Below are 16335 nucleotides of genomic sequence, written 5' to 3'. Positions count from 1 at the left end.
CTGTCCCCGAAGGCTCCGGGGCGTAGGGCGGAAGAGCGAAGCGTCATCCGCCGAATGTCGTCGCCCGGTCTCAGGATGCCAGGTTGAACCCGGCGGACAGGCTGTAGCCCTCGCCGTAGGCGCTGCGCAGCGGCAGGTCCTGTCCCAGCCCGAGGCGGGCCTTCTTGCGCAAGCGATACACCAGCATGTCGACGCGGCGGCTGGCCTCCGGATCGTCGCCGCCCATGCGCGCCACGATCACCTGGCGCGGCACCGGCCGGGTGTTCATTGTCAGCAGGTGCAGGAAGTTACACTCTTTTTCCGTCAGGTCGATCACGGCGCCCATCAGTTCGAGCTGGCGCGCGGTCACCTTGAGTGTCCACTTGCTGACGGCCGGGGTCGGCTCATGCGGGCGGACGCGACGGTCCAGCGCCTCGATGTGCGCGGCCAGCTCCGGGAACTTGATCGGCTTGGTCAGGTAATGGTCCGCGCCAAGGCGCAGGCCCAGGATGCGGCTGTCGAACGCCACCCGGCCAGTCAGCACCAGCAGGCCGATTTCCGGATACAGCTGGCGCATGCGTGGAATGACGTTGAAGCCATCCTCGTCCGGCAAGCCAAGGTCGAGCACGACGACAGCATGCGGATTGCGCGTGAGCGCAGCCCACATGTCGCCTGCGGAGGTGGCGACTTCGACCTGGTGGTCCAGTCCGACCAGGAACTCGGCCATATCAGCGGCGTAGTCGCCGTTGTCTTCAACGATAAGAATTTGCGTCATGGGGCGCGCCATTGTTGGTGTTTCATTGATCAGGCTAGTCTTGCTTACAGTTGAGCGCATACCCTTGGTTAGTCGGGTGGATTATCACTGCTGCCCACTTCCGGTGCAACCTTTTTCCCGTCGAAATCCTGGTGCGGCAGCCATAAGCGGAAGACGGCGCCGCACTCGTCGTGGTGATCAACCGTCAGGTTTCCGCCATGTACTTCCACCACAGAGCGCGCCATGTACAGGCCCAGCCCGGAGCCGGGGCGGTTTCCGGCGTTACTGCCGCGATAAAACTTGTCGAAAACCCGGGCCACGTCGGCATCCGGCACGCCTTCGCCTTTGTCGCGCACCAGCAACGCAATCCCGCCGTCCTCCCGCACACCGGACAGCTCGATAACGGCACTTTCCGGCGAATATTGAATCGCGTTTTCCAGCAATACTTTCAGCGCGAGGCGCAGGCCATCGGGGGCGCAACGGATCTGGCCCGGCAAGCCGCCGGCGTCGACCGTGACAGCGCGCCCGGCCGCGCGCGCGATCCCCGCGGCCTCGTCCAGCAGCCGCTGCGGCTCGGCGGTATGCTCCTTGCGTTTATGTCCGGTTGACGCGAGCCGGTCGGGCGACAGGTATTCGTCGAGCATCGCAATCATCCGGTCGACCGCCCCGGCAATCTTGCGGTAGCGCTGGCGGGTCGCATCGTCGGCATCCTTGCCGGTCACCTCGAGGCGCTGGATGGCGCCGTCGATGGTGGACAGCGGCGTGCGGAACTCGTGGTTGAGCATGCTGGCGAAGCGGCGCTGGCCGGCAGCGGCCTCACGCAGTTCGCTGAGGTCGCGAATCGAGCCGGCCAGCGCATATGCGGCGCCGGCGCCGTCCAACAGCAGGGTTGAGGTCACGTGAACCGGCACCGTGCGCGCTTGTGCACCATGTTCAAGGTCGAATTCCCGCACCAGGTTCAGCCGGCTGATGTCCCCGGCAGCGAACCGGCGTAGCCGTTCATCCAGGCCGCCGCACAGGAGGGCCAGGGGGCCATCCCTGCCAGTGGCGAGCTGATCGTCAAACTGGGCAGGGGCATAGCCAAGCATGTCGCTTGCCGAGGGGCTAATGTAGGCCAACGCCCGCGTGCCGCAGTCGACGATCCATGCGATGTCGCCGCGCGACTCGGCAATGGTGCGGAAGCATTCCGTGAGGGGCAAACTGCTTGGCATTGCACGTACTTCCGTTACAAGATGGGCGCAAGTATAAGCTCAATGTTTCCAGAATGTATATATGTCCTGCCTCTATGCGGGCAGCATAGAAACGCCGATCTGGCGAAAGATGAGCTTTACTACTTTACAATGCGGCGAAGCGAACGCCGCCACCGCCGCACTTCAACAAGGCTCCAGGACCATGACTATCGTACAAAGAGCGCTCTCCAATACCTTCCGGCAGTTTTTTGAATCAGAAAAAGTGGGCGGCAGCATGCTGATCGCCTGCACCATCGTTTCCTTACTCATCGCCAACTCCGCGATGGGCGCCAGTTACCTTGGCTTCTGGCAAATGACGGTGGCCGGCATGAGCATCGAGCACATCGTCAATGATGCGCTGATGGCGGTCTTCTTCCTGCTGATCGGGCTGGAACTGGAACGCGAGCTGTACAACGGCGAGCTGTCCAGCCTGAAGAATGCCTTGTTGCCGATTTTCGCGGCGGCCGGGGGCGTCGCCGTTCCGGCGCTGATCCACTTCGGCTTGAATGCCGGTTCGCCGACCCAGTCCGGCATCGGCATTCCGATGGCGACCGATATCGCATTTGCGCTGGGCGTCCTGGCGCTGCTCGGCAACCGGGTACCGGCATCGCTGAAGATCTTCCTCACGGCGCTGGCCGTCATGGATGACTTGGCGGCAATCATTGTCATCGCCATTTTCTATACGACCACGTTCTCGCTGCCCTATCTGCTTGGCGCGCTCGGCGTGTTCGCCGCGCTGCTTGCGATGAACCGTGTGTTACGCGTGATGGCGCTGGCCCCCTACCTGCTCGGCGGCGCGCTGATGTGGTTCCTGATGCTCAAGTCGGGCGTCCACGCCACCATTGCCGGCGTGCTGCTGGCCTTTGCCATTCCGTTCTCGTCCAGGCAGGACGACGCATCGTCGCCGTCGCACCGGCTCGAGCATTTCCTGCACAAGCCAGTCGCCTTCGTGATCCTGCCGATTTTCGCGCTGGCCAACACCGGCATCGTCATTGGCGCCGGCTGGACCGGGGAACTGGCCAGTTCGAACAGCCTCGGCATTATCGGCGGGCTGGTCGCCGGCAAGCCGCTGGGGATCGTCATGATGAGCTACATCGCGGTCGCGGCCGGCATCTGCCGCCTGCCGGTCGACCTGGCGTGGCGCCACATTGTCGGCGCGGGCCTGTTGGGCGGAATCGGCTTCACGATGTCGATCTTCATCACCAACCTTGCCTTCCCCGGCCAAGCGCAAGCCGTCACGGCCTCCAAGATGGCCATCCTGATCGCCTCGTTGAGCGCCGCCGCGCTGGGGCTGGCCTGGCTCGGCCTGTTCGGCAAGCCCACCGCGGAAGATACCGACGCCGATACGATGGATTTCGACGAAACCCCGGTGCAACGGGGCGCGGCCGGCCGCAGCTGAAGCCGCGGGCGGCGCCATCCGTTTGACAGGGCGGCCTGATCGCCGTAGCATCAGGACATCGATCACGCGGCCCGTCTGACCCACAGCCATGAATACGATCAAGGCCATCTTGTTGCGCTCGGCGGTGCTGGCTGGCCTGTGGTGGGTCTTGACCGACGGCGCTGGCGTATCGCTGATCGGCGCCGTCACGGTCGGCGCGGCCGCCGCTGCCAGCATCGCGCTGTATCCTGCGCCCAGCCCGATCTCACTGTCGGCCCTGGCGCACTTCGCCGTATTTTTCCTTGCCCGTTCGCTGCGCGCCGGCATCCAGGTCGCGGCGATGGCCTTGCGGCCGCGTCTTTCCCTCGCCCCTGCCATCCTCACCATTCCCCTGCGGCTGCAAGGCGCCCCTCCGCGCGCGCTGTTGTCAGCCACGCTCAACCTGCTTCCGGGCACCCTGGTCGTGGGCGGCGGCGCCGGCCATCTGCTGGTGCATGTCCTTGACGCGCGCCGCCCGGTGGAGGACGAGGTGCGGGCGGCCGAGCGCCAGGTGGCGCGCATTTTCGGGGTCGCGCTGCCATGACCGGCCTGCCGCTCGTCCTTGCGGTATTCCTGCTGGCCAACCTGGTGGTGGCGCTGGCGCGCGTGGTGCGTGGTCCCACCGACGCTGACCGCCTGCTTGCCGCGCTGCTGTTCGGCACGACGGGCGTCGCCATTTTGCTGTTGCTGGCCGAGGCCCAGGCCGCGCCGGTGCTGGTCGACGCGGCGCTGGTGTTTGCCCAGCTGGCCGCCGTAACCGGGGTCGCCTTCGCCCAGCGCATGTGGCGTCATCCACCAGGAGGGGACACCCATGATGGCCGTGCTCGGCGCGATCAGTGACGCGCTGCTGATCGGCGGCGCGGCTTTCCTGTTTGCCGGCACGGTCGGCTTACTGCGCTTTCCGGACGCGTACACCCGCCTGCACGCGCTGGCAAAAGCCGATAACCTCGGGCTGGGCCTGACGGTACTTGGGCTGATGTTGCGTGCCGACAGCGTCGCCGCGGCGCTCAAGCTCGTGCTGGCGTGGCTGCTGGTAATCAGCGCCAGTGCGGTGGTCAGTTTCCTGATCGCCAGCTACGCCTACCGCCGCGGTATTGACTGCTGGCAGCGGCCAGCGCCGCCATGAGCGCGCTGGTGTTCGACGCGATGCTGCTGGCGGCGCTGCTGTGGAGTGCCGCCCGCGCCCTGACCGTGCGCGAGCTGTTCCGTGCTGTCGTGCTGTTCATCGTGTTCGGGCTGCTGATGGCGCTGGCGTGGGCGCGGCTGGGTGCGCCAGACGTCGCGCTGGCCGAAGCGGCCATCGGCGCGGGCCTGTCCGGCGCCCTCATGCTCGACACGCTCGGCCACCTCGACCGCACGGGCAAGGGAACGCCATGAAAGCCTGGCCGGCGGCCGTGGGGGCGGGTGCGCTGGCGTTGTGGGCGGCGCTGGCAGCGGTCATCCTCGACATGCCCGCGCCCGCCATCGACCTCGCCGCCGCGGTGCAGGCCAGGCTGGCCGACAGCGGCGTCGGCCACCCGGTCACCGCCGTGCTGCTCAATTTCCGAGGCTACGACACGCTGCTTGAAGTTGCCGTGTTGCTGCTCGCGCAAGTGAACATGCTGGGCGCCGGCACGGTCCGCCGGGCGCCGCCGCTGCCGGCGCCATCGATGCTGGCCCTGGCGGCCCGCGCCACCACGCCGCTGACGCTGATGATGGCCGGCTACCTGCTGTGGGCGGGCGCCGACGCCCCGGGTGGCGCCTTCCAGGCCGGCGCGGTGCTGGCCGCCGGCCTGGTGCTGCTCTACCTGGCCGGCATCATGCCCGCGTGGGACGCACCCGGCGTTCCGATGCGCTCGGGCAGCGCCTGTGGTTTCCTGGTGTTCCTGGCGGTCGCCGCGCTGGCCACGCCCGGCGGGGCGCTGCTGCAGTATCCCGCCAGCCTGGCCGGCGCCCTGATCGTGCTGGTCGAATCGGCGCTGGCGCTGTCGATCGGGCTAGGCCTGGCCGGCCTGTTCCTGTGGCTGCCGCGCGAGCGCGGGGGCCAGGCATGAGCGCCGCCGCCCAGCTGTACGCGTTGGCCGGCGCCACCTTGTTCGCCGGCGGGCTGGCCGGCCTGGTCCTGCACCGGCAACTGCTGCGCAAGGTTATCGCCTTTAACGTCATGGGAAGCGGCACCTTCCTCGTACTGGTCGGTCTTGGCACGCGTGGCGGGCAGCCCGACCCGGTCACCCAGGCAATGGTGCTGACCGGGATCGTGGTCGCCGTGGCCGCCACTGCCCTGGCGCTGGCGCTGGCGCGCCGCCTGCTCGACCTGACCGGCGGCATGCAGTTGCCGGGCAAGGCGCCCAATGACTGAACCGGCCGCGTGGCTGATCCTGTTGCCCCTGCTATGGGCCAGCGCAGCCTTCCTGGCCGGGCCCGGACGCGGCGCCCGGCTGGCCATCGCGGCGCAGGCGCTGCAGCTGGTGCTGTCGATGGTGGTGGCCCGCAATGTCCGCGGCGGCAGCGCTTTGCATGCGGCTGGCGGCTGGCCGGCGCCGCTCGGCATCGAACTGGTCATCGATGGGCTGGCCGCCACGATGCTGCTGCTGACCCAGGTGATCGTTTTGCCGTTGGTTATTTACGCGCGCTCCTATTTTGCCGTGCACCCCGAGGGCAGCCGCGGCTTCTGGCCGCTGGCCGGCTTCCTGGTCGCCGCCATGAATGCGCTGTTCCTGTCGGCCGACATCTTCAACCTGTACGTCACGCTCGAGCTGCTCGGCCTGGCCGCGGTCGGGCTGGTGGCGTCCGGCGGCGGCGCCGCCGCCCTTGCCGCCGCGCTGCGCTACCTGTTCGTGACGCTGGCGGCCTCCGGCGCCTACCTGCTGGGGGTGGCGCTGGTCTATGGCGCCTACGGTACCGTGTCGCTGCGCCTGCTGGCGCCGCTGCTGGCGCAAGGGCCCGCGGATGCGGCCGTGCTGGGCGCCGGCCTGATGGTGGCCGGGCTGCTGTTCAAAACGGCCCTGTTCCCCTTTCACGGCTGGCTGCCGCCAGCCCATGGCGGCGCACCGGCGCCCGTGTCGGCGCTGCTGTCGGCGCTGGTGGTCAAGGCGACCTTCTACCTGCTGCTGCGGTTGTGGACCAGCGCGGGCGCGCCGCTGGCCTCGGCGCCGGCCGGCCTGGTGCTGGGCCTGCTGGGCGCGGCGGCGATTGGCTGGGGCTCGGTGATGGCGCTGCGCCAGCAGCGCCTGAAAATGCTGGTCGCCTATTCCACCGTGGCCCAGGTCGGCTACCTGTTCATGGTGTTTCCGCTGTTGGCCGGCGCCGGGCCGGATGCCTCGCGCGCGGCCTCGGGCGCGATCGTGCTGCAGGCCGTCGCCCATGGCCTGGCCAAGGCGGCCATGTTTGCCGCCGCCGGCGCGGTCGCCGTCTCGGCCGGGCATGACGTGGTGGCGCGGCTGGGCGGGCTGGCGGCGCAGCGTCCGGTCACGCTGTTTGCGTTCGGACTGGCCGGCGTGACGTTGATCGGCCTGCCGCCGTCGGCCGGCTTCCTGTCCAAATGGCTGCTGATCGAACGGGCGCTGGCGGCGGGGCTATGGCCGCTGGCGGCGGTCATCCTGGCCGGCGGCCTGCTGACCGCTGCCTACGTCTTCAAGGTGCTGCGCCATGCGTTCGGGCACGCCGCCCCGGGCGTGGCCTACCAGCGGCTGCCGCGCACGCTGGAGTGGCCGGCGCTGTGGCTGGCCCTGGCCAGCATGGCGCTGGGGCTGTATGCCTCGCCGCTGCTCGACCTGGCGGGCCTGCGGTGAACGCGCACGCCGCCATGCCGCTGCTGGTGCTGGCCAGTTCGCTGGTGCCGGGGCTGGTCATCTTTGCGCTGCCCGAACAGTGGCGCTGGCAGCGCACCGTGCTCAACCTGGCTGGCGCGCTGGCCAAGCTGGCGCTGATCGGCGTGATGGTTGCCGGCGTCCTGCGCGGCGAGCACTACGAGGTGCGCCACACGGTGCTGCCGGGCCTGGAACTGGTGCTGCGCGCCGATCCGCTGGCAATCCTGTTCCTGGCGCTGTCGGCCGCGCTGTGGTTCCTCACCACCCTGTACGCGGTCGGCTATCTCGAGGGCGCGCCCGAGCGCAGCCGCTTCTTCGGATTTTTCAGCCTGTGCGTGACTGCCACGGTCGGGGTGGCGATGGCCGGCGACCTGTTCACCTTTTTCTTTTTCTACGAGCTGCTGACCCTGTCGACCTATCCGCTGGTGGTCCACCGCGGCACGCCGAAGGCGCTCAGGGCGGGCGCGGTCTACCTGGCCTACACCCTGGCCGGCGGCGCGCTGCTGCTGGCGGCCATCGCGTGGCTGTACAGCCTGCAAGGGCAGGCCGAGTTTGCCCATGGCGGCGTGCTGGCGGCGCTGGGTCCGGCCCGCCATGGCCAGCTGCGCCTGATCTTCCTGCTGCTCGTCGCGGGGCTGGGCGTGAAGGCGGCGCTGGTGCCGCTGCACGGCTGGCTGCCGCACGCGATGGTGGCGCCGGCGCCGGTCTCGGCGCTGCTGCATGCGGTGGCCGTGGTCAAGGCCGGCGCCTTCGGCATCGTGCGCGTGGTGTACGACGTCTTCGGCGTCGAATTCGCCCAGTCGCTGCAACTACTGGCGCCGCTCGCGGCCGCGGCCTGCATCACGATCCTGTGGGGCTCGCTGCGCGCGCTGTGGCAGGACGGCCTGAAGCGCCGCCTCGCCTATTCGACCATCAGCCAGGTGGCGTACATCGTGCTGGGGGTGGCGCTGTTCGGTCCGCTGGGAACGGTCGGCGCGCTGGCCCACCTGGTTCACCAGGGCATCATGAAGATCACCCTGTTCTTCTGCGCCGGGAACTACGCCGAGACGCTGGGGGTGCACAAGGTCAGCCAGATGGATGGGGTGGGGCGGCGCATGCCGCTGACCACGGCGGCATTCACGCTCGGCGCGCTTGGCATGATGGGGGCGCCGCTCACCGCCGGGCATGTCAGCAAGCACTACCTGATGGCCGGGGCCGACGCTGCCGGCGCGCCATGGGCCGGCTGGGTGTTGATCGCTTCCAGCGTGCTCAATGCCGGGTACTTCCTGCCGATCATCTACCGCGCCTGGTTCCGGCGCCCGCCCGGACATTGGCCGAACGAATCGATCGCGCGCCGCGGCCTGCGCGAGACCACGCTGTTGCTGCTGGTGCCGCCCCTGGTCAGCGCGCTGGCGGTGGTGGCGGCGGCCATCTTCGCCGATGCGCCGTGGAGCCCGGTGTCATGGGCGCGCATGATTGCGGCGCGCGAATACCTGCGCTAGCAGGGCGCAGCCGGTTACACGGACGAGCACTTGTGCTAACGTGGCGTTACCAATGCTTACGCTACAGGAGGCAATGTGAAACATATCCTCGTACCTTGCGATGGCTCGGCCAACGCGCTGCGCGCGCTCGCCTATGCCGCCGGGCTGGCAAAGGACAATCCAGGCGTGCGGCTCGAGTTGCTGCACGTGCTTGACCCGATGCGCTTTCGCAATCCGGCGGCGGCGCTGCCGCCGGATGAGCTTGAAAGGCGCCGCGCCGCCGCGCTTGCGCACGTGCTGCAGCCGGCCCGCGCCGTCCTCGACGCGGCCGGAGTTCAGTACCAGGTCCATGCGCGCACCGGCGACCCGGCCGGCGAGATCGCGGCCCAGGTGGCCGAATCCGGTTGCGACGGGGTGGTGATGGGCACACGCGGCCTCGGGCCGGTCGCCAGTCTGATGATCGGCTCGGTCGCCTGCCATGTGGTCCACCTGGTTCAGGTGCCCGTCACGCTGGTCCACTGATGCCTGAGGTGCGCCCCGGTGACCCTGGCGCGCCGCCCGCATGGCACGCAGCCAGCGCCCAGCACGCGCTTGACCAGCTCGGCACAAGCGCCGGCGGCTTTGCCGCCGCCTGCGGGCCGCGGTCCGCTGCAACGCATGCTGGCGCAATTCAATAATGTCCTGATCTATGTGCTGCTGGGCGCGGCGGCGATCACCGCGCTGCTCGGCCACATGGTCGACAGCGGGGTCATTGCCGGGGTGGTCGTCATCAACGCGCTGATCGGTTTTGTGCAGGAAGGCAAGGCCGAACGCGCGCTCGATGCGATCCGCGCCATGCTGCCGTTCCAGGCGCAGGTGCTGCGCGAAGGCCGCCGGGAGGAGCTTGACGCGCGCCAGCTGGTGCCTGGCGACATCGTGTTCCTCGCGTCCGGCGACCGGGTACCGGCCGACCTGCGCCTGCTGGACGTGCACAACCTGCGTATCGAAGAGGCCGCCCTGACAGGCGAATCGGTGCCCGCCGATAAGCAGGTGGCGCCGGTCGACTCCGCAGCGGCGCTGGGCGACCGCGCCTGCATGGCCTACTCGGGCACGCTGGTGGCCTGCGGCCAGGGCACCGGGCTGGTGGTGGCCACTGGCGCCGCCACCGAAATCGGCCGCATCAGCGCGATGCTCGACGCGGTGGAACCGCTGGCCACGCCACTGCTGCGCCAGCTTGCGCTGTTCAGCCGGCGCCTGACCCTGGTGACGCTGCTGTTTGCCGGATTTGCGTTCGCTTTCGGCACCCTGGTGCACGACTATTCCGCCGCCGAGATGTTCCTGGCCGCGGTCGGCCTGGCGGTGGCGCTGATTCCCGAAGGGCTGCCGGCGATCATGACGATCGCGCTGGCCATCGGCGTCGAACGGATGGCGCGCCGCAACGCCATCATCCGGCGCCTGCACGCAGTGGAAACGCTCGGTTCGGTCACCGTGATCTGCACCGACAAAACCGGCACGCTGACCCGCAACGAAATGACGGTGCGCCGGGTCCTGGCGGCGCAGGCCGATTTCGTCGTGTCGGGGGTGGGCTACGCGCCGCGTGGCGGCTTTGCGCTGGACGGCGCCGAAGCATCGCCGGCGCAGCACCCGGTCCTGGCGGGCATTGCCCGCGCCGCCCTGCTGTGCAACGATGCCGCGCTGGCGCGCGCCGGCGACGCATGGTGCCTGGCAGGCGACCCGACCGAGGGCGCGCTGGTCAGCTTCGCGCTGAAGGCCGGCCTCAGCGAACATGCCGAGCGCGCCGCGCTGCCGCGGGTCGATGCCATCCCGTTCGAGTCGGAACACCGGTTCATGGCCACCCTGCACCATGACCATGCCGGCGGCCACGACATCTTCCTCAAGGGCGCCCCCGAAGCGGTGATCGCGCTATGCCAGTGGCAGCTCGACGGCGGCGGCCAGCGGCCGCTCGATGCCGCCGCGTGGCAGCGGCGCATGGAGGGCGCGGCGGCGGGCGGCTTGCGCCTGCTGGCGGTGGCGCACCGGCGCGTGCCGGCGCTGGCCGAACTGCGCATGGATACGGTGACCGCGGGCCAGTTCACGCTGCTCGGCGTGCTGGGCCTGGAAGACCCGCCGCGCGACGAGGCGGTCGCCGCGGTGGCGCGCTGCCGCGCCGCCGGCATCCGCATCAAGATGATCACCGGCGACCACCTGGCCACCGCGCGCGCGATTGGCGAACAGGTCGGGCTGGCCTTGCCGCTCAGCGCCTGCACCGGGGCCGAGCTGGCGGGCCTGGATGATGCCGGCTTTGCCGCCGCGGCCGCCGCTAACGACGTGTTCGCACGCGCCAGCCCCGAAGACAAGCTCCGCCTGGTAACCGCCTTGCAGGAGCGCGGCGAGGTGATCGCGATGACCGGCGATGGCGTCAACGATGCGCCGGCGCTGAAACAGGCCGACGTCGGCGTGGCGATGGGGGCCAAGGGCACGGAAGCGGCCAAGGAGTCCGCCGAGATGGTGCTGGCCGACGACAATTTCGCCACCATCACGGCCGCCATCGAAGAGGGCCGCGGCGTCTACGACAACATCCGCAAAGCCATCGTCTTCATCCTGCCGACCAATGGCGGCGAGGCCGGCATGCTGCTCGTTGCCATCATGCTCGGCCTGACGATGCCGATCACCCCGGTGCAGATCCTGTGGATCAACATGGTGACCGCCGTGACCCTGGCGCTGGCGCTGGCATTCGAAGCCACCGAGCTGGGGGTGATGGCGCGCCCCCCGCGCGACCCGGCCGCCCCGGTGCTGACCGGTTTCCTGGTGTGGCGCATTGCCTTGGTCACGACGCTGATGGTGGCGGGCGGGATGGGCATGTTCCTGTGGGAACTGCGGCAGGGCGCCAGCCTGGAGGCTGCCCGCTGCGCCGCCGTCAACGCGATCGTGATCGGTGAAATCGTCTACCTGTTCAACGTGCGCCGGCTGTCCGCCCCGGCGCTCGGGCGCGGCGCGCTGGCCGGCAGCCGCAGCGCATTCGCCGCTGTCGCCGTGCTGGTAGTGCTCCAGCTGCTGTTCACCTATTTGCCGGCCATGCAGCAACTGTTCGGCACGGCCCCGCCCGGCGCTGGCGCATGGCTGCGCATCGCGGGCTTCGGCATCGTGCTGTTTGCCGTGGTCGAACTGGAAAAAGCATGGCTGCGCCGCGCGGGCGGCTAGCGCGCCGCAGCCACTGGCGATGGCTCGACGAGTTTCAGCACCAGCAACAAGCCGGTGCCCAGCAGCATGACGCCGGCGGCCAGGTACAGCCCGACTTCATAACTGCCAAGCCGGGTGGCAAGCGCCGCGGTGACGAGCGGTGCGGCAATCTGGGCGGCGCCGTAGGACAGGGTCATCTTGCCCATCATCTTGGCCGGGCGGGTCGGATAATAGCGGCCGGCCATGGTCATGACCAGGCTGACCATGCCGACGAAGGTGGCGCCAAACAGCAGTGCGCCAAGCAGCGTCATCACCAGGCCGCCGGCCAGCACCGGCAGCAGGATGCCGATAACCTGCAGGCCGGCGGCAGCGATCAGGGCATTCACGTCGCCGATGCGCCGCGCCACCAGGTCCCAGACGATGGCGGCCGGCGCCGCGCCCATGCCGATCGCCAGGAAGGCCAGGTTGCCCTGCCCCGCCAGGTTCGGCAGCTTGTTGACGATGGCGACGATGAAGGTAGTGCTGATGACGAAGCCGACACCGGCGCAGAAATAGGCTGCGATAAAAATCCGCAGGTACAGTTTTCCGGGAGGATGGTCGGCCATGCTCTGGCTGCTGGCCGGCAAGCCGGCCGAGTCCGGCCTGGGCAGCCAGCGCAGGGCGGGCACCAGCAGCAGCAATCCGACCGCCGTGAAGGCGAACCATTGTCCGCGCCAGTCCAGCCACGGGGTAAGTAACTCGACCAGCATGGCGCAGCCGGCAATGCCGAGCCCGATGCCTGCGAAGTGAATGCCGAGCTCGCTGCGGTGGCCATGGCGCATCAGCCAGTTGAGGATCAGGCCGGTTCCGAGCAGCATGCTGGCGGCACTGCTCAGGCCGGCAAAGAAGCGCGATACCGCCCACACCACGAGGTCGGTGCTCAGGCCCATGACCAGCGTGCTGGCCACCGCCACCACCATCCCGATCCGGTACAGGCGGTCTTTCAGCGCCAGGTCGCTGATCAGGGAAGCGGTCAGTGCGCCGGCCAGGTAGCCGGCGTAATTGATCGCCGCCAGCCAGCCCGCCTCGGCGATGCCAAGGCCGGCCTGGCCCTGCATCAGGGGCAGCAGCGGCGTGTAGGCAAAACGGGCGACACCCAGCGCCAGCAAGAGGCTGAAGATGCCCGCGCCGAGCACTTTGATGCGCTGTCCCTGGTCATGCATAAGCGGCTCCAAACATGGATGAAAAGCATCCTTGCTTGAAGGGTAACATGAGGGAGGAAGTTGCGTTCCCGGCCGGCCAGAAACCTGCCGGGAACGCTTGCGCGCTTACTCTTCCAGCGGCGCGAAGATGGCCTGCAGGTCTTCCTGCGTCAGCGCCAGCTTGTGCGACTCGCCTTCGGCCAGGATCGAATTGGCCAGGTCCGACTTCTTCTGCTGCAGCAGCTGGATCTTTTCTTCCAGCGTGCCCTTGGCGATCAGCTTGTAGACGAACACCGGCTTGTCCTGCCCGATGCGCCAGGCGCGGTCGGTGGCCTGGTTCTCGGCCGCCGGGTTCCACCACGGGTCGTAGTGGATCACGGTGTCGGCCGCGGTCAGGTTCAGGCCAACGCCGCCGGCCTTCAGGCTGATCAGGAAGATCGGCACCGCCCCTTGCTGGAAGGCGGCGACCTGGGCGGCGCGGTCGCGCGTTTCGCCCGTCAGCAGCGCATACGGGATGCGGCGCGCGTCCAGCTCGGCCTGGATCAGTTCGAGCATGCTGGTGAACTGCGAGAACACCAGGATCTTGCGGCCCTCTTCGAGCAGGTCGTCGACCATCTGCATCAGGTCGATCAGCTTGGCCGAGCCGCTGTCCTTCTTGCGGGCAGGCAGCGCCTTGACCAGCCGCGGGTCGCAGCAGACCTGGCGCAGCTTCAGCAGCGCCTCCAGGATGACGATCTGGCTGCGGGCCACGCCTTTCTTGTCGATTTCCTCGCGCACCTTCTTGTCCATCGCCAGACGCACGGTTTCGTACAGGTCGCGCTGGGCGCCCGACAATTCCACCTTGCGCACCATCTCGGTCTTCGATGGCAGCTCCTTGGCGACATTGTCCTTGGTCCGGCGCAGCAGGAATGGACGAATGCGGCGGTTCAGCAGGGCGCGGCGCAGCGGATCGTCCTGGCGCTCGATCGGATGGCGGAACTGGCTGTTGAACGTCTTTTCGTCACCCAGCAGGCCAGGCAGCAGGAAGTGGAACTGCGACCACAGCTCGCCCAGGTGGTTCTCCAGCGGCGTGCCCGACAGGCACAGGCGGTGGCGCGCGTTGAGCAGGCCGGCGCTTTGCGCCGCCTTCGAGCGGGTGTTCTTGATGTAATGCGATTCGTCGAGGATGACCAGGTGGTACTCGTGCTCGCGCAGCTTTTCCTCGTCGCGCGGCAACAGCGCATAGGTCGTCAGCACCAGGTCGTGCTCTTCGATCTTGTCGAACAGCTCCATCCGCTCCTTGCCCTGCAACAGCAACACGCGCAGGCTGGGCGCGAAGCGAGCCGATTCTTCCTGCCAGTTGGTCATCAGGCTGGTCGGCGCGATGACCAGCGCGGGCTTGGTCATGCGGCCGGATTCCTTCTCGACCAGGATGTGGGCGAGGGTCTGTACGGTTTTGCCCAGGCCCATGTCGTCGGCCAGGATGCCGGCCAGGTTGTATTCGCGCAGGAACTGCATCCACGCAAGGCCGTCGGCCTGGTAGTCGCGCAAGGTCGCTTGCAGGCTGGCCGGCGTCGGCACTTTTTGCACCGAGCCAAACTGGGACAGCTTGCGGCCGGTTTCGCGCAGCTGCTCGCCGCCGGTCCAGCGCAGTTCGGTGCCGCGCGCCAGTTCTTCGAGGCGGGCCGCGTCCAGGGTCGACAGGCGCACCCTGGCCTTGATCTTGTCGTTGAAATACAGCTCGCCCAGCGTGTTCAGGATCGGCTTCAGGCGGCCCCACGGCAGCGCCACGCGCACGCCATCGGGCAAGGTGGCCAGCATCTGGTCGATGTCGGCGTGGGCTGCCAGCACCTCGGCGTCGAAATCGCTCGGCGCGCTGCGGATCAGCTGCACCAGCACCGGCAGCAGCGGCACCCGCTTCTGGTTGACGACAATGCCCAGCTCAAGTTCGAACCAGGCGTTGCCCGCCTCGGCAGGCTCATCTATGTCCGCATACCAGTCGTCGACCGCGACCACGTCGTACCGGTATTTCGGCGACTTGAGCACCTGCCAGCCATGGTCCGGAAGGGTATCGAGCCCGTCGGCGGCAAAGCGCAGCCAGTGCGCCTGGCTTTCCAGCTGCAGCGCCCCGGCCAGGCCGTTCAGCGGCGGCGTGGCTGGCTTGTGGAAACCCAGTCCGGTCAGTTCGGCAAGCGCGCCGGCTTCGGCAGCGGCATCGCGCGCGATAATTTCGGTAACGTCGCCGATCTGGCGCACAACGCGCTGGGCCGGGTCGAACGACACCCGCTCGCCATCGTAATCGTAGGACAGCACGGCGAAGTCATGCCAGCGCGTGGTGGCGCCATCCGGCAGCGCAACGCTGTCGAGCAGCAGCACCGGGCGCGGCTTGACGTCGTCGCGCAGGCGCTGGGTGAGCGGCTGCGGCAGCGGCATCAGCTGTTGCAGTCCATGCGCCAGCAGCAATTGCGACACGCGCTTCTTGTCATTGCCGGTCAGCGCAGGGGCCTGGGCGACCAGCGCCTGCAGCTCGGCCAGCGAAATATCGACGCCGCCGCGGTTCAGCGCCAGCGGGCCGCACGACAGGTTGTCGATGTACCACGGCGGATCGGTCGGCAGCATGTAGTCGATCTGGTCGGCGGCGGTATGGGTGGCGCCGGACGCCGGCTGGACTTGCCAGCCGAGGCGCGCGGTCTTGCCCTCGTCGCGCCACACCAGGTTGGCCTCGCGCTCCGCGCCGGCCTTCAGCGGATAGATCAGGCCGTTGGCCATGTCGGCCCAGGAATTCGCCCACAGCAGCTTGTCCTGTTCCAGCAGCATCTGCAGCAGGATCGCACCGACCTTGCCCTTGGGCTCGGTTGCGCCGCCGCCAGCCGAGGCCGCGCCGCTGCGCATTGCAATGAAGAAACGAACCAGGTCCTCGTCGTCGCCTTCGAGGTAGGCGGGCGGCGCCGACAGCAGCGAAAACACTTCGCTGACCGGGCTGGCCGCCGCCACTTCGCCGGTCGGGCGCAGGCGCGCCTTGCACAGGCACAAGGCCACATGGCGGCCGCCGCTGGTCGGGGCGAGCACGTACACGAAGCGGTACTGGGTGATTTTCGGGTCTTTGATCTCAGCCGTGAGCTGCGGCTGCGGGTGCGCGGCAGCCTCGACGCGCTGCAGCCAGCTCGCCACGGGCGCAGGAAGGCCGGGCGCAGGGCTGGCGGCGCGGGGGGCCGCCGTCGATACTTCGCGGTGTTCTTCGCGCGTGAATTCCATCGTCTGTACTTGTTCTGTAAAGGCCGTATCAAAAACGACAACAACCGATATTATCTAACATCGGAGGGTTCGTGGTCTGTTCTCTTTCACACCTATAAATCGTTGGCGTGGGCAATTCCTTGCCTTTGATCAAT

At 68.3% G+C, this 16335-nt stretch carries 15 protein-coding genes; 11 read left to right on the top strand and 4 right to left on the bottom strand.

Annotation, left to right across the window (positions count from 1 at the left end):
* Window positions 1-70: 70 nt before the first annotated feature.
* Both LMJ30_RS05790 and LMJ30_RS05785 read right to left on the bottom strand, forming a co-directional pair.
* Window positions 71-754: a response regulator transcription factor gene (locus LMJ30_RS05790; RefSeq protein WP_229431394.1), complete on the bottom strand. Its 684-nt coding sequence runs from the start codon at window positions 752-754 to the stop codon at window positions 71-73.
* Window positions 755-822: 68 nt separating this feature from the next.
* On the bottom strand, window positions 823-1944 hold the full coding sequence (locus LMJ30_RS05785) for a PAS domain-containing sensor histidine kinase (protein WP_229431393.1): 1122 nt from the start codon (window positions 1942-1944) through the stop codon (window positions 823-825).
* Between the two features lie 181 nt (window positions 1945-2125).
* On the opposite strand from LMJ30_RS05785, the gene nhaA reads away from it, so the two are divergent.
* From nhaA to LMJ30_RS05730, 11 genes are all read left to right on the top strand, one after another.
* Entirely contained in the window at window positions 2126-3361 is a 1236-nt protein-coding gene (nhaA, locus tag LMJ30_RS05780) for a Na+/H+ antiporter NhaA (RefSeq protein WP_229431392.1), read from the top strand.
* Window positions 3362-3449: 88 nt separating this feature from the next.
* Entirely contained in the window at window positions 3450-3923 is a 474-nt protein-coding gene (locus LMJ30_RS05775; protein WP_229431391.1) for a Na+/H+ antiporter subunit E, read from the top strand.
* Window positions 3920-4219: an MrpF/PhaF family protein gene (locus LMJ30_RS05770; protein WP_229431390.1), complete on the top strand. Its 300-nt coding sequence runs from the start codon at window positions 3920-3922 to the stop codon at window positions 4217-4219. The genes LMJ30_RS05775 and LMJ30_RS05770 overlap by 4 nt, the downstream gene beginning before the upstream one ends.
* On the top strand, window positions 4191-4505 hold the full coding sequence (mnhG, locus tag LMJ30_RS05765; RefSeq protein ID WP_229431389.1) for a monovalent cation/H(+) antiporter subunit G: 315 nt from the start codon (window positions 4191-4193) through the stop codon (window positions 4503-4505). The genes LMJ30_RS05770 and mnhG overlap by 29 nt, the downstream gene beginning before the upstream one ends.
* Window positions 4502-4756, top strand: coding sequence for a Na(+)/H(+) antiporter subunit B (locus LMJ30_RS05760; protein ID WP_229431388.1), 255 nt, complete (start codon window positions 4502-4504; stop codon window positions 4754-4756). Before mnhG ends, LMJ30_RS05760 begins: the two co-directional genes overlap by 4 nt.
* Entirely contained in the window at window positions 4753-5412 is a 660-nt protein-coding gene (locus LMJ30_RS05755; protein ID WP_229431387.1) for an MnhB domain-containing protein, read from the top strand. The genes LMJ30_RS05760 and LMJ30_RS05755 overlap by 4 nt, the downstream gene beginning before the upstream one ends.
* Window positions 5409-5717, top strand: coding sequence for an NADH-quinone oxidoreductase subunit K (locus LMJ30_RS05750; protein ID WP_229431386.1), 309 nt, complete (start codon window positions 5409-5411; stop codon window positions 5715-5717). Before LMJ30_RS05755 ends, LMJ30_RS05750 begins: the two co-directional genes overlap by 4 nt.
* Window positions 5710-7149 carry a complex I subunit 5 family protein gene (locus tag LMJ30_RS05745; RefSeq protein ID WP_229431385.1) on the top strand — a complete coding sequence of 480 codons (1440 nt, stop codon included), beginning with the start codon at window positions 5710-5712 and terminating at the stop codon, window positions 7147-7149. The genes LMJ30_RS05750 and LMJ30_RS05745 overlap by 8 nt, the downstream gene beginning before the upstream one ends.
* Window positions 7146-8648 carry a complex I subunit 5 family protein gene (locus LMJ30_RS05740; RefSeq protein ID WP_229431384.1) on the top strand — a complete coding sequence of 501 codons (1503 nt, stop codon included), beginning with the start codon at window positions 7146-7148 and terminating at the stop codon, window positions 8646-8648. Before LMJ30_RS05745 ends, LMJ30_RS05740 begins: the two co-directional genes overlap by 4 nt.
* Window positions 8649-8723: 75 nt before the next feature.
* A complete protein-coding gene (locus tag LMJ30_RS05735) occupies window positions 8724-9149 on the top strand; it encodes a universal stress protein (protein WP_229431383.1) in 426 nt (141 codons plus the stop codon).
* An 18-nt stretch (window positions 9150-9167) separates the two neighbouring features.
* Complete coding sequence (locus LMJ30_RS05730) at window positions 9168-11807, top strand: HAD-IC family P-type ATPase (RefSeq protein ID WP_229431382.1); 2640 nt, start codon at window positions 9168-9170, stop codon at window positions 11805-11807.
* On the opposite strand, the gene LMJ30_RS05725 is transcribed toward LMJ30_RS05730, so the two are convergent.
* Together LMJ30_RS05725 and LMJ30_RS05720 are read right to left on the bottom strand one after the other, a co-directional pair.
* Window positions 11804-12988, bottom strand: coding sequence for a YbfB/YjiJ family MFS transporter (locus LMJ30_RS05725; RefSeq protein ID WP_229431381.1), 1185 nt, complete (start codon window positions 12986-12988; stop codon window positions 11804-11806). The two genes, LMJ30_RS05730 and LMJ30_RS05725, sit on opposite strands and share 4 nt — an antisense overlap.
* A gap of 105 nt (window positions 12989-13093) precedes the next feature.
* Window positions 13094-16201: a DEAD/DEAH box helicase gene (locus tag LMJ30_RS05720; RefSeq protein ID WP_229431380.1), complete on the bottom strand. Its 3108-nt coding sequence runs from the start codon at window positions 16199-16201 to the stop codon at window positions 13094-13096.
* Between the last annotated feature and the right edge of the window lie 134 nt (window positions 16202-16335).

Source organism: Massilia agrisoli (genome assembly GCF_020831365.1).
Lineage (GTDB): Bacteria > Pseudomonadota > Gammaproteobacteria > Burkholderiales > Burkholderiaceae_D > Telluria_A > Telluria_A agrisoli.
This window is presented reverse-complemented; position numbering and strand designations above follow the sequence as displayed.

Coding starts and splice junctions, on each gene's coding strand:
- LMJ30_RS05790 (WP_229431394.1), bottom strand. CDS start 754: ATGACGCAAATTCTTATCGTTGAAGACAACGGCGACTACGCCGCTGAT.
- LMJ30_RS05785 (WP_229431393.1), bottom strand. CDS start 1,944: ATGCCAAGCAGTTTGCCCCTCACGGAATGCTTCCGCACCATTGCCGAG.
- nhaA (WP_229431392.1), top strand. CDS start 2,126: ATGACTATCGTACAAAGAGCGCTCTCCAATACCTTCCGGCAGTTTTTT.
- LMJ30_RS05775 (WP_229431391.1), top strand. CDS start 3,450: ATGAATACGATCAAGGCCATCTTGTTGCGCTCGGCGGTGCTGGCTGGC.
- LMJ30_RS05770 (WP_229431390.1), top strand. CDS start 3,920: ATGACCGGCCTGCCGCTCGTCCTTGCGGTATTCCTGCTGGCCAACCTG.
- mnhG (WP_229431389.1), top strand. CDS start 4,191: ATGATGGCCGTGCTCGGCGCGATCAGTGACGCGCTGCTGATCGGCGGC.
- LMJ30_RS05760 (WP_229431388.1), top strand. CDS start 4,502: ATGAGCGCGCTGGTGTTCGACGCGATGCTGCTGGCGGCGCTGCTGTGG.
- LMJ30_RS05755 (WP_229431387.1), top strand. CDS start 4,753: ATGAAAGCCTGGCCGGCGGCCGTGGGGGCGGGTGCGCTGGCGTTGTGG.
- LMJ30_RS05750 (WP_229431386.1), top strand. CDS start 5,409: ATGAGCGCCGCCGCCCAGCTGTACGCGTTGGCCGGCGCCACCTTGTTC.
- LMJ30_RS05745 (WP_229431385.1), top strand. CDS start 5,710: ATGACTGAACCGGCCGCGTGGCTGATCCTGTTGCCCCTGCTATGGGCC.
- LMJ30_RS05725 (WP_229431381.1), bottom strand. CDS start 12,988: ATGCATGACCAGGGACAGCGCATCAAAGTGCTCGGCGCGGGCATCTTC.
- LMJ30_RS05720 (WP_229431380.1), bottom strand. CDS start 16,201: ATGGAATTCACGCGCGAAGAACACCGCGAAGTATCGACGGCGGCCCCC.